General features: G+C 69.5%; 10 protein-coding genes. 3 read left to right on the top strand and 7 right to left on the bottom strand.

What is annotated here, in order from left to right:
- Positions 1–55 precede the first annotated feature (55 nt).
- Complete coding sequence (locus tag HR086_RS13135; protein WP_174465788.1) at positions 56–1,513, top strand: reverse transcriptase family protein; 1,458 nt, start codon at positions 56–58, stop codon at positions 1,511–1,513.
- A gap of 9 nt (positions 1,514–1,522) precedes the next feature.
- On the opposite strand, the gene HR086_RS13130 is transcribed toward HR086_RS13135, so the two are convergent.
- On the bottom strand, positions 1,523–2,428 hold the full coding sequence (locus tag HR086_RS13130) for an alpha/beta hydrolase (protein ID WP_174465787.1): 906 nt from the start codon (positions 2,426–2,428) through the stop codon (positions 1,523–1,525).
- A 166-nt stretch (positions 2,429–2,594) separates the two neighbouring features.
- Between HR086_RS13130 and HR086_RS13125 the strand changes: the two genes are divergently transcribed.
- Positions 2,595–4,121, top strand: coding sequence for a GMC family oxidoreductase (locus HR086_RS13125; protein ID WP_174465786.1), 1,527 nt, complete (start codon positions 2,595–2,597; stop codon positions 4,119–4,121).
- Between the two features lie 60 nt (positions 4,122–4,181).
- Here HR086_RS13125 and HR086_RS13120 read toward each other — a convergent pair whose 3' ends face one another.
- From HR086_RS13120 to HR086_RS13100, 5 genes are all read right to left on the bottom strand, one after another.
- Positions 4,182–4,325 carry a hypothetical protein gene (locus HR086_RS13120; RefSeq protein ID WP_174455985.1) on the bottom strand — a complete coding sequence of 48 codons (144 nt, stop codon included), beginning with the start codon at positions 4,323–4,325 and terminating at the stop codon, positions 4,182–4,184.
- A gap of 202 nt (positions 4,326–4,527) precedes the next feature.
- Positions 4,528–4,938 carry a hypothetical protein gene (locus HR086_RS13115; protein WP_246137334.1) on the bottom strand — a complete coding sequence of 137 codons (411 nt, stop codon included), beginning with the start codon at positions 4,936–4,938 and terminating at the stop codon, positions 4,528–4,530.
- 98 nt (positions 4,939–5,036) lie between these two features.
- A complete protein-coding gene (locus tag HR086_RS13110; protein ID WP_174455987.1) occupies positions 5,037–6,200 on the bottom strand; it encodes a bestrophin family protein in 1,164 nt (387 codons plus the stop codon).
- 348 nt (positions 6,201–6,548) lie between these two features.
- The gene (lnt, locus tag HR086_RS13105; RefSeq protein ID WP_174465795.1) at positions 6,549–8,177 is read right to left on the bottom strand and encodes an apolipoprotein N-acyltransferase; all 1,629 of its coding nucleotides are present in this window, start codon (positions 8,175–8,177) and stop codon (positions 6,549–6,551) included.
- 2 nt (positions 8,178–8,179) lie between these two features.
- Entirely contained in the window at positions 8,180–8,836 is a 657-nt protein-coding gene (locus HR086_RS13100; protein WP_174465785.1) for a hypothetical protein, read from the bottom strand.
- A gap of 95 nt (positions 8,837–8,931) precedes the next feature.
- Between HR086_RS13100 and HR086_RS13095 the strand changes: the two genes are divergently transcribed.
- Positions 8,932–9,855: a hypothetical protein gene (locus HR086_RS13095; protein ID WP_174465784.1), complete on the top strand. Its 924-nt coding sequence runs from the start codon at positions 8,932–8,934 to the stop codon at positions 9,853–9,855.
- Positions 9,856–9,948: 93 nt separating this feature from the next.
- Here the strand turns inward: HR086_RS13095 and HR086_RS13090 are convergent, their stop codons facing one another.
- A complete protein-coding gene (locus tag HR086_RS13090) occupies positions 9,949–11,037 on the bottom strand; it encodes an SGNH/GDSL hydrolase family protein (protein WP_141644499.1) in 1,089 nt (362 codons plus the stop codon).
- Positions 11,038–11,409 lie beyond the last annotated feature (372 nt).

Genomic DNA, 11,409 nt, shown 5'->3' with positions numbered 1-11,409 from the left:
CTCGTGATGATTGCCCGCCTCGTCCGACGCCGACGCGCCCCCTCGAGGTTCTGACATGACCGCCAGGCTGGAGTCGTTCGTCCCCGCAGCAGCGCCGCAGGCCGTTGCCACCCCCGCGCCCCAGGCTCCCGCCGCCAACGCGGTCGCCCAGCGCGAGGCCCGCCGCGCCGCGCATGAAGCCCTGCTCATCCGCTGGAAGGCCATCGTCGAAGCAGGCGGCGCCGAGTCGTGGGCCCAGGGCCAGCTCGTCTCGCGCGGCCTCGCCGTGGCGGACCTGGACTTCTCCGGCGCCTCCGAGAAGGAGAAGACCGCCTGGAAGGAGAAGAAGAAGGCCGAGGCCGCCGAGCTCCGCGCCCTGGGCCGCCAGGCTCATCAGGCCTGGAACGCCACGCACATCAGCCATCTGGGCGCTGGTGTGCACTGGAAGGAAGACGCCGGCTCCGACAAGTTCGACGTCGCCCACCGCGAGGAGCGCGCGAAGTCCAACGGCCTGCCGGAGCTGGGCACCGTAGACGCGCTCGCCAAGGCGCTGGGACTGAGCGTCGCCAAGCTGCGCTGGTTCGCGTTCCACCGCGAGGTGGACACCGGCTCGCACTACATCAGCTGGGGCATCCCCAAGCGCGACGGCGGCACGCGCACGATTACGTCCCCCAAGCCGGAGCTGAAGCAGGCCCAGCGCTGGGTGCTGTCCAACGTGGTGGAGCGGCTGCCCGTGCACGGCGCGGCGCACGGCTTCGTCGCGGGACGCTCCATCCTCACCAACGCGCTCGCCCACCACGGCGCGGACGTGGTGGTGAAGGTGGACTTGAAGGACTTCTTCCCCACCGTGACGTGGCGGCGGGTGAAGGGCCTGCTGCGCAAGGGCGGCTTGCAGGAGAACACCGCCACGCTGCTGTCGCTGATGGCCACCGAGGCGCCTCGCGAGACGGTGCAGTTCCGCGGCAAGACGCTCTACGTCGCCAAGGGTCCCCGCGCGCTGCCGCAGGGCGCGCCCACGTCTCCCGGCATCACCAACGCGCTGTGCCTCAAGCTGGACAAGCGCCTGTCCGCGCTGTCGAAGCGCCTGGGCTTCATCTACACGCGCTACGCGGACGACCTCACCTTCTCCTGGACGAAGACGAAGCAACCCAAGGCGAAGCGGGCGCAGGGCCCCGCGGTGTCGGTGCTGCTCGCGCGCGTGAAGGAAGTCGTCGAGGACGAGGGCTTCCGCGTTCACCCGGACAAGACGCGGGTGAGCCGCAAGGGCACGCGTCAGCAAGTCACCGGGCTGGTGGTGAACAAGGCCCGGGACGGCGTGGCGTCCGCGCGAGTCCCGCGCGACGTGGTGCGCCGCCTGCGCGCCGCCATCCACAACCGCCAGAAGGGCAAGCCCGGCCGCGAGGGCGAGTCCCTGGAGCAGCTCAAGGGCATGGCCGCCTTCGTCTACATGACGGACGCGGACAAGGGCCGCGCGTTCCTCAAGGACCTGGAAGCGCTCGAGGCCCGCGAGAAGGAAACCCCGAAGGTCGCCTGACCGTCGTCGTCAGGGCACCGCCGGGGCCGCGCTTCCGGCAACCCCCTCCCCGCCCGACAGCAGCGCCGCATCGAAAAAGGCGCGCAGTCGGCGGGGATACTCCTGGGGCTCCACGTCACTGAAGCCTCCATGACTCGCGCCCTGGATGCGCCACGTCTGGGCGTACTCGCGCACGTGGGCGAACAGCTCGTCCGCGAGCGGCTGTCCCGACTCTTCCGTGCCCATGACGATGAGCAGCGGCCGGGGACGGATGTGGTCCACCGCGTCGATGGTGCGCACCTCGTCGAGCGCGATTCCCCGGCGCCAGAAGGGCACCAGCGCGCCGGACTGGGACACGAAGCCGAAGCGGCGAAAGTCATACGCCGCCGCCAGCCACAACGTGTTGAACGGAGACAGCAGCACCACCGCGCGCACGCCCGTGTCCTTCGCGGCGACCTCCGCCACGGCGGCCGAGCCAATTGAAAACCCGAGGGCCGCCACCTTCCCGGGGTCCACGTCAGGGCGAGCTCGCACGAAGGCCAGCGCGGCGCGCACGTCCAGCCGCTCCTTGTCACCCCACGTGGAGGTCTCACCCTGGCTCTCGCCATGGGCGCGCAAATCGAACAGCAGCACGCCGTAGCCCGCGTCGCGCAGGATGCGCGCCTCCGGCAGCAGGTCCGCGCGTGTCTGGGATAACCCATGCGCCATCACCACGGCGGCGCGGTTGCGCGAGGGCACATACCAGCCACGCAATTCCAGCCCATCCTCGGTGAACAAACGCACGTCTTGCGCCTGCGCGAAATCAACGGGCCGCGTGGGAGGCGTGCGGGGATAGTGGAAGTACGCCTCCGAGTGGCGCAGGGCCCGTCCGAAGAGGGCCAGGGCGACGAGCACCCCCAACACCAGCACGCCCGCGACAACCCTCCAGCCCTTCATGAAACACCTTCCCCGGGTCATGCCCGGCTGCCCGTCCAGCTTCACGCGAGTCACCCGCGACACAGGGGGGCGTCCATGGTCAACCTCGCGCGTGCCAGCTTACACTGGCGTGATTCAACTCGCGGTGACGCATACCGCGCATCACCTTTGCACTCGCAGGGATGCTGTGAGCACGTCCAAGAAGACTTTCGATGCGGTGGTGGTGGGCTCCGGAGCGTGTGGCGGCTGGGCAGCCAAGCAGCTCACGGAAGCGGGCTTGAACGTGCTGGTGCTGGAGGCCGGGCGGAGCGACCGGGCGGACCGCCTGCTCTGGGTGTGGCACCGCCTCCGTCAGAAGCTGCTCGGCTACCAGGCGGAGACGGACACCACGCGCAAGCAGCGCCAGTCGGTGCAGTCCACCACCTTCGCGTGGCCCTTCCATCCGCACGCGTTCGTGGATGACGTCGACAATCCCTACACGACGCCGGGCGACGCGCCCTTCACGTGGATTCGCGCACGGCAGGTCGGCGGGCGCACGTCGGTGAAGGCGCACGGCCGCCAGTTCTACCGGCTGTCTGACTTCAACTTCAAGGCAGGCGGGCTCGACGGCCAGGGTCCGGACTGGCCCCTGACGCTGGCGGAGCTGGCGCCGCACTACGAGACGGTGGAGCGGTGGATGGGCCTCTCCGGCAACACGGACGGGCTGGACACGCTGCCCGACTCCGTCTTCGCCTCCTCCATCGCGATGAACCCCGCCGAGCAACACCTCAAGCAACACGTGGAGCGCCGCTGGCCCGAGCGCCGCGTCGTCGTCCGTCGCACCGCGGGCGCCCCCATCACCCTCCCCGCCGCGATGAAGACGGGCCGCCTCACCCTGCGCACCCACGCGGTGGTGAACCAGGTGCTGCACGACGCGAAGACGGGCCGAGTCACCGGCGTCACCTACGTCGACACCGAATCCGGCAAGACGCACGAGGCGCACGGCCGCGTGGTGATTCTGGCCGCGGGGACCATCGAGACGACTCGGCTGCTGTTGCACTCGAAGAGCGCGGCGTTCCCGGACGGGCTGGGCAACTCCTCGGGGCAGCTCGGCCGCAACCTGATGGACCACACGTACCTGCTCGGCATCGAAGCGAAGATGAACCTGCCGCCCGAGCAGCAGCGCGCCGAGCAGAGCTGGGCGTACATTCCGCAGTTCCGCAACGTCACGTCCCGCGAGGAGGGCTTCGCGCGAGGCTATGGCGTGCAGGTCTTCACCTTCGCGGACAGCTGTCACTTCGTCCCCTTCGGGGAGATGGTGCCGCGCGCGGGCAACCGCGTGACGTTGAGCGCCACGGTGAAGGACCGCTGGGGGATTCCGGCGGCGCACATCGACTGCCGCCACTCGGAGAACGAGCTGCGGATGTGCAAGGACGCCGTGGCGGCGTGTCAGGAGATGATGAAGGAAGCGGGCTTCACGGTGGAGAAGGTGAACGACACCCTGTCCACGCCGGGCATGGCCATCCACGAGGTGGGCACCGCGCGCATGGGCACTGACGCGAAGACGTCCGTGCTCAACCCGTGGAACCAGAGCTGGGACGTACCCAACCTCCTCGTCATGGACGGCGCGAGCTTCCCCTCACAGGGGCCGCAGAACCCCACGCTGACGATGATGGCCCTCGCCGTGCGAGCCAGCGCGCACCTGGTCGACGAGCTGAAGGCCGGCAAGCTCTAGTGCCCTGACGCGAGGGACGCGGCCACTTCGCTCCACGTGGCCGCGTCCTCGAAGCAAGCCTCACGCGTCGGGCTTGGTGTGCTTCTCGTGCTCCTTGGGCTTCTCGCGCAGGCTGATTCTCGAGCTCCACATCGCGGGCGTCATCACCACGATGAGCAGCGTCAACAGCACGGTGCCAATCATCAACTCCCAAATCATGTCCATGGTCTCGCTCTACTGAAGGCGGGCTGACGGCATGCCGGAGCGACAGACCTCGCGCACACGGCTCCTGAATGCGTTCCGGAGGCGAGGGCGCGCGTGCCCCGAGACACGGGGACGCGACCTCGCCCAGGGCACGGAGCCGTGAGTCGTGGGCCTCGACAGGAACCGAGGACACACCACGAGCCAGCCCCGTGCGCCGGAGCGCTCAGAGGAGCAGCGTGCGAATGCGGAGGAAGACAGGAGGCCCCTGTGACGGGGGCATGTTCCAGAGGGACAGGGAGCGTTGCGAGCCCCACTCGGGCGCCTTGAGCGGCAGCCAGGCGACCGGCGGCACGGCGACGGGCGGCGCGACGAAGGGACTGGCACTGGAGACACTGCCCTCGGTGGGAGCAGGCAGGTCCCAGTGTGGCTCCTCGCAGCAGTCCCACTGGAGCGTCGGCTGACCGTGGGAGTCCGCGTGGGAGGAGTCCGCTTTCGAGTGCTCATGGCAGCGGCACTTGGAAGCGCGCGTCTGGACCTGCTTCTCGCAGTAGTGCCCCAGCCCCGCCACACCGCTGGCGGCGACCTGCCAGCCGAGGAGCAGCACGAGCGTGAGGAGACGCGACAGTCCAGACACGATGCCGCGGGTATACGCCCCGCCAGCACCCTCCGCAACGCGCGCACCCGGAGCGGACCGCGCCACACTGACAGGGCCCATTCGAGAAGCTCGCGGCCTCAGTAGAGCAGGCCGTCCTTGGGTTGCACGGGCTGGGGAAGCTCCGTCTCCCCGAGCATCTGTCGCAGGTTGATTTCGATGGTCCGACTGAGGGCCGTCATCGGCGTGTCGCTGAGGTCGTCCTCGAACGGTGTCTCGATATCCCGCCCGACGGCGTCCAGGCCGATGAACAGGAACGCGATGATGGCGGTGACGGCCGGAGTGAGCCAGCCCAGCTCCTCCACGACACCGAGCGGCAGCAGCACCAGGTAGGCGCGCGTCATCGCGAACAGCAGGCTGTCATACTGGCGCGGCAGCGGCGTGTTCTTGATGCGCTCACAGGCGCCCAGCAGGTTGGTCATCTCGGTCAGTGTCCGGTCCATCGTCACGTGGAGGAACAGCACCTTCTGCGGGTCTGACACCTGGCCGTAGATGCGGCGCAGGCGCGTCGCCATCCACAGCAGAATCGCGGAGGGGACGTTGTGCTCCTCGCGCAGGGCGTCGATGACGTCGGGCCGGAAGAAGGCGACAATCTCCGGCAGCGGGTCCTGACGGCGCAGATGACAGCGCAGCGCGTGTACGAAGCCCATCTGCGCGTAGACCAGCTCGCGTGCGTCCTCGGTGATGTCTTCGACCATGCGGGTGATGACGCCGCGCGGCTCGCCCTGGGCCTGGAGCGGAGTTCCGAGCACCGCGACCTCGCCCGACGTGTCGCGCGCCCCGGAGGGCACCCGTGCCTGACCGAACCTGTCTCGGACCGCGCCGTCGCTCGCCCGCGTGCCGCGCACCGTCAGCAGGGCACTGGGGCGGTCCACCGCGCTGCGCAGCAGGCGCGAGGGCACCGCGGCCAGCTCCAGCTCCGTGAGTTCGTCACCCGGCTGGCGTCCGGGCCGGGGGAGCAGCGTGAGCACCTGACGAGCGAAGGTCCGAGACCAGTTCACCACGCCGCCCCACAGCGTGCGGGCCTCCCACCAACGGTCGTAGGCGGAGTTGTTGCGGAAGGCGAGCAGCACGCCCAGCGCCGCGGCGAGCACGGAGATGGGCATCGTGGGTACCGCCATCCAGGACGCGCCGAACACGCGATAGCCCACGACGATGGCCAGGGCGAAGAAGACATGCACGGCCACGGGGATGCCCGTGTAGCGGAGGATGATGTGCCAGGAGAGCCTCCGGCCGACAATCATTGCGCGAGCGCTCCAGGGTGAGAACTGCCTGCTCGGAGCGTCTAATTCCGGAGGTGCGGGCCGACAACGGCCAGCCGCGCACCGCCGCGAGGATGTGTCACGCAGACGCGCTGTCGGGTGGCGAACTGTCCTGGAGCGAGCAGAGCCGCTTCGGCGGTGGCCCCTCTCCGCGACGGCCTCACCCCGTCACGGCCCGCGATGGGCACCATGCAGTCCGCGAGCGTCGTCGCGAGCAACACCTCCGATGACCCGCGCGCCGCCGCGTCAGTACCGCTCGCCCCGTCCACCGAGCACCGCGCCGCCGCGTCAGTACCGCTCGCCCCGTCCACCGAGCACCGCGCCGCCGCGTCAGTACCGCTCGCCCCGTCCACCGAGCACCGCGCCGCCGAGCAGCGCCACCGCCATCACCAGCGCCACGGGCCCCAGCCAATTGCCCCACCTCCGCGCCAGGAAGTAACCCGCGGTGTGCCAGGGCACGCGCATGACGGCGGTGCCGCGCTGGCCATCGCCAATCTCCGTCAGGATTTCGCCCGTGTCGTCGATGAGCGCGGAGACGCCCGAGTTCGTCACCCGCACCTGGGGCCGGCGCGTCTCGATGCTGCGGAAGACCGCGTGCGTGAGGTGCAGCCTGGGCCCGGGCGTGCCCCCGAACCACGAGTCATTCGACAGCGTGAGCAGCAGGTCCGCGGTGGCAGTCGCCTCGTCCGCGACATAGGAGGGGAAGAGGGTGTCGTAGCAGATGAGCGGCGCCACCCTGAGTATCCGCCCGTCGCGCCGCTTCAACAGCACCGTTCGCGGCCCCGCGCCCGGCGACCAGCGTCCCGTCCACGGCAGCCACTCGCGCAGGCCCGGAGAGTCGATGAGCTCCGGCACCCACTCCGTCAACGGGAAGAGCTTCGACTTGCGGTACACCTTGCGCGTCGGGGCCTCTCCTTCTTTGTCTCCCGGTGACAGGAACATGGCGGCGTTGAACTCCTTTCCGCCCTCCACGTCATACGAGCCGAAGATGAGCGGCACGTTCCGCGCGGCGACATAGGCGGAAATCTCGGCGTCCAGCTCCGCGCCCGCCTCGCTCTTGGGCACGCCGAAGGGCGTCGGGTACACCGTCTCCGGCCAGATGAGCACATCCAGAGGAGCCTCGCGCAGCAGCGAGTCCGACAGCGCGTAGTGCGTGTCGAGAATCATCCGCACCACTTCGTAGGTGCCGTGCTCCGCCTTGAGCTTCTCGTAGTTGATGATGTTGGCCTGCACCGCGCCCACCACCAGCGCCGTCTGTGTGCTCCGCTCCACCACATACTGGGCGAGGCGGAAGGAGCCATAGCCCAGCATCACCACCACCAGCGCCACCGCCGCCACCAGGGGCTTCAGCGCGCCCGGAGCCCCGCGCGTCCTGAACGCGCGCCCCATCGCGAACACACACTCATTGACGAACAGCAGCGCCAGCGTGAGCCCGGGCGCGCCCGCGACGTCTGCGAACTGCCGCAGTCGCTCCGAGTAGACGAAGCCCTGCCCCAGCGTGTCCGCGAAGGGCTTGGGCGCGAGCCACTCCACGCCCACGTACACCAGCACGCTCACCATGGGCGGCAACCACCCGGCCCGATTCCCCACCGCGCGCCGCGCCAACTGCCGCGCCAGCGCCGTGACAGGGAACTGGAGCTGGAACACCGGCGCCAGGAGCAGCATCAACAGCCAGCACAGCCACAGCGGCGCGCCCGAATACGACTGCAGCGCGCCCGGAAACCACCCGAGGACGGCGGCGCTGAAGGTGACGCTGAGCCCCGCGCCCAGCAACAGGGCCTCGCGCGAGGAGCGGGCCCGGTCCACCACCACCAGCCACGGCACCAGCGCCACCCAGCCGAGCAGGGTCCACGGCATCCGGAGCAGCGAGAACACCCACAGCGCCAGGGTGGTGGCGAGGACGGCGCCCAGGCCCCCGGAGAAGCGCCGGCCGGATGACGCCTCCTCACGCCCCAGCATCTTCAAGGCGTGTCCTTGGACTCGTCGGACTTCGGCAGCTCCAGCATGCGCACGGGCATGCCTGGGGGCGCCAGTTCCTCGGGCACCACGCGATTCTCTGGAATCTCCAGCGGCTGCCCGTTCGCATCCACGGGCTGGTGGTCCGGATGGAACATCAGGATGGCCTCCACGCGCTCACCCTCGTCCGTGGACTGGTAGTGGCGCACGTAGCCGGGAGGCAGCTCGAAGCCCTCGGGCACGACGAGGCCGCGCTTGAGCGGCTTGGTGCCGGGGCGATAGAGCTGAATCCCCGTGGGGCCGGAAGAGGGCACGTCGGGCTCCGTGGCGGGCGCGGGCGGGGCGGTGGGCTCCCCCATGACGGGCGTGGAATCCCCCAGCAGCGGCTCCTTCGCCGGCGGCCTGCGCACGGGCGCGCGCGCCACCACGGGCTCAGGCGCGGTGACGGGCGGCGGCGGGGCTTCGACATAGGGCGTGTCCTCCACCTCCACGTCGGAGGCGCTCAGCCACGCGCTCAGCGCGATGCACAGCACGGTGAAGACGAGCGCGCCGCCCACCAGCCACCGCGCGACACCGCCTCCAGGGGAGGAGCGAGTCGGGGCGACATGGGTGACGCCGTCACGGTCGACACGCCGTTCAGGGGATGGGTGCTGCGGCCGCATGCTCGCCGTGAGACCTCCGCGCTGCGTATGCTACGGACACCCTCTCGCCGAGGCAATGTGGCCACTCCCGGCGACCACTCCCCGCCCCTCGCGCCATGAGTTCCCCTTCCGTCGACACCCTCCCTGTCAGCGCGCCGCCGCCCACGGCTTCGCCCACCGTCGAGCCCGAGCGCTTCACGCTCCACGCCTGGACGACCGCGCGACGCGGCGTGGCGATGTCGGCCCGCTTCGTCACCGTGGGCAGCCTGCTCTTCTTCACCGCCTGGTTGCTGTGGGACATCCTCGAGGGCGCGGAGACGCTCAAGGCCGAGCCCCTCGTCTGGAGCCTCGTCCTGGGCGGAGGTCTGCCCGTGGCCCTGGTGGCCGTGCTGCGCTCGCGCGCCCGCGCCACGCTGGAGGTGGGCGCCAGCACCCTGACGCTCACGCTGCGCGACGGCGCCCGGCTGGAGATTCCGCTCGACGCCGTGGAGTCCGTGCGTCCCTGGCGCCTGCCACTCCCTGGGCCCGGGCTGACGCTGCGCCTGAAGTCAGGGCGCGCGCTCGGCTACGGCCTGGAGGCCGAGGACGCGGTGCCGCTCCTGGAGGCGCTCGCTCGACGCGAGGGCTCGCTGGGCGCCGCGGTGACACACCCGCTGGTCCGCTACGGGCGGGCGCGCCGGGAGCTGTGGCGCAAGCGCTGGTATCACCTGGTGCTCAAGCTCGTCGTCTTCCCGCTCGTGCCCGCGGGCATCTTCTTCCGAGCGCACCAGTACATCGCCTTCGGCGGTCCGTTCGGCGAGTACCAGCTCAACGGGCTGAAGGCCTATCTGCTCTCGTTCGGTCGCTACTACGCGCCGGTGACGCTGAGCCTGCTGCTCATCGCGTGCTTCTGGCGGGGCGTGGCGGAGCTGGTGTCGCTGGCGGCGGCGCGCTTCACGCCGTCGTGGACGCGGGGCGTGCGCAGGGGCGTCGAGTGGCTCTGCCGGCTCGGGTACTACGCGGGCATCATGGCCTTCACCGCGTCGCGCTTCCTGATGTGACATGAGCGGCGCCGGAAACGACGAAGCCCCCGACTCTTCGCGAGAGTCGGAGGCCTCGAGGTGAAGCTCACCCGCCCGACGCGGGTGCGAGCATCAGGGAGCGGTGGGGTTGAAGCGGGCGCTCTCCCAGCCCATGCGCTCGTGGCCCGTCTTGTTCCACTCGGGGTTCTTGCCGTCGACCACCTGTGCGTCCGTGAACTGGGGCGCGCCCGTGCCGGAGCCCGAGCCGGAGAAGATGCTCACGCTGATGGTGGTGCCGAAGTACGTCGGGTGGGTGTTGTCCGACTGGATGTAGTCGTAGCTGGTGCTGGCGTTGACGAAGTGCGTGTTCGCGTCGCGCAGCGTGGAGCGCAGCGCGCCGGTGATGCGAGCGACATACGCATCCTCCGTCTCACCCGCGACGTAGCGCAGGGCGGCCGAGTCCACCTGGCCGTCGCCGTTCGAGTCGTAGTCCGCGCCCATCATCTCCGCGAAGGAGTCCGCGCACTGGAAGCCGTACCGCGCCGCCAGGTTGCAGGTGCGCCAGTTGCTGCGGGCCAGCAGGGGGAGGAACTTCACCTGCTTGTTGATGGTGGCACCCGTCGCCGAGTCCTTGCAGGCCGTCTGGACGTTGTCCGCGGCGAAGCCCGGGTAGTAGATGTTGGAGACAATCTTGACCTTGGCGGAGGTCGCGTACTGGTTGATGGCCTGCATGGCCCTCTCCGTGTACGTGGTGCAGGCCGCCAGCGCCGCCTCCAGGCCGCTGTAGTTACAGGTGCCCGTCTGGTCCGTGAAGGCGCTGCGCGCCTGCAGGTAGTCGTTGCCGCACATCTCGAACATCACGGCGCGCGTGTTGGCCGTCTGCATGTACGAGCGCTCGGAGACAATCTTGTTGTTGTAGATGTCGTCGGCCCGCGCGCCGGACTTCGTGCGGCGGATGACCTCGATGTCCGTGTTCCACAGCTTCGCCAGGTACTCGCCCTGGACAACGGGGGCCGCGCGGCGCGCAACGCCACCGATGCCACCGTTGTAGCCCGCATAGATGGAGTCGCCGTAAGCCACGACGCGATACTTCGTCGTGGACGTGGACCGGTCGATGGTCCACGACGTGTTCTGGTTGATGGTGCTCGCCATCGCGCTACCACTCACCGTGGCGGCCGCGACAACGGCGACGAAGGACAGCCCATTGCGACGGAAGGACATGCCCGCTCTCTTTTCTTCCCGCTGGGGGAATGTAGGGGGAAACCGAACGCTACACGCCGTCGATTCGCGAATCACCCGCAAACTGGAATAACGCGAGCAGTCAGAATTCGCGGATTGCATGGAACCCAAAGTGTCGCGCCCTTGGGTTGTCTGATTCCTGACGCGCCGCGACGTATGACGCGGTGTTTCACGATGTTTCAACAGTCTCGGAGGGAGGCGCGGTGAGGTGGACGGGAGGAGCGCGAGTGCTGGGGCAGTGGTTGGTGCTCGGGGCGTTGGTGGGGGTGGTGTGCGGCGTGGCGTCTGCGGGGTTCCTGTGGCTGCTGGACGCGGCGACACAGCTGCGTGAGCGACAGGGCGCGCTGGTGTACG

Source organism: Myxococcus sp. CA039A (assembly GCF_013336645.1).
Classification (GTDB): Bacteria; Myxococcota; Myxococcia; order Myxococcales; family Myxococcaceae; genus Myxococcus; species Myxococcus llanfairpwllgwyngyllgogerychwyrndrobwllllantysiliogogogochensis.
The sequence above is the reverse complement of the archived record's forward strand: the minus strand, read 5'-3'. Positions and strand labels throughout refer to the sequence as shown.

Bases quoted from the DNA above. Each gene is read 5' to 3' on its own strand.
- HR086_RS13135 (WP_174465788.1), top strand. From the start codon at position 56: ATGACCGCCAGGCTGGAGTCGTTCGTCCCCGCAGCAGCGCCGCAGGCC.
- HR086_RS13130 (WP_174465787.1), bottom strand. From the start codon at position 2,428: ATGAAGGGCTGGAGGGTTGTCGCGGGCGTGCTGGTGTTGGGGGTGCTC.
- HR086_RS13120 (WP_174455985.1), bottom strand. From the start codon at position 4,325: ATGGACATGATTTGGGAGTTGATGATTGGCACCGTGCTGTTGACGCTG.
- HR086_RS13110 (WP_174455987.1), bottom strand. From the start codon at position 6,200: ATGATTGTCGGCCGGAGGCTCTCCTGGCACATCATCCTCCGCTACACG.
- lnt (WP_174465795.1), bottom strand. From the start codon at position 8,177: ATGCTGGGGCGTGAGGAGGCGTCATCCGGCCGGCGCTTCTCCGGGGGC.
- HR086_RS13100 (WP_174465785.1), bottom strand. From the start codon at position 8,836: ATGCGGCCGCAGCACCCATCCCCTGAACGGCGTGTCGACCGTGACGGC.
- HR086_RS13095 (WP_174465784.1), top strand. From the start codon at position 8,932: ATGAGTTCCCCTTCCGTCGACACCCTCCCTGTCAGCGCGCCGCCGCCC.
- HR086_RS13090 (WP_141644499.1), bottom strand. From the start codon at position 11,037: ATGTCCTTCCGTCGCAATGGGCTGTCCTTCGTCGCCGTTGTCGCGGCC.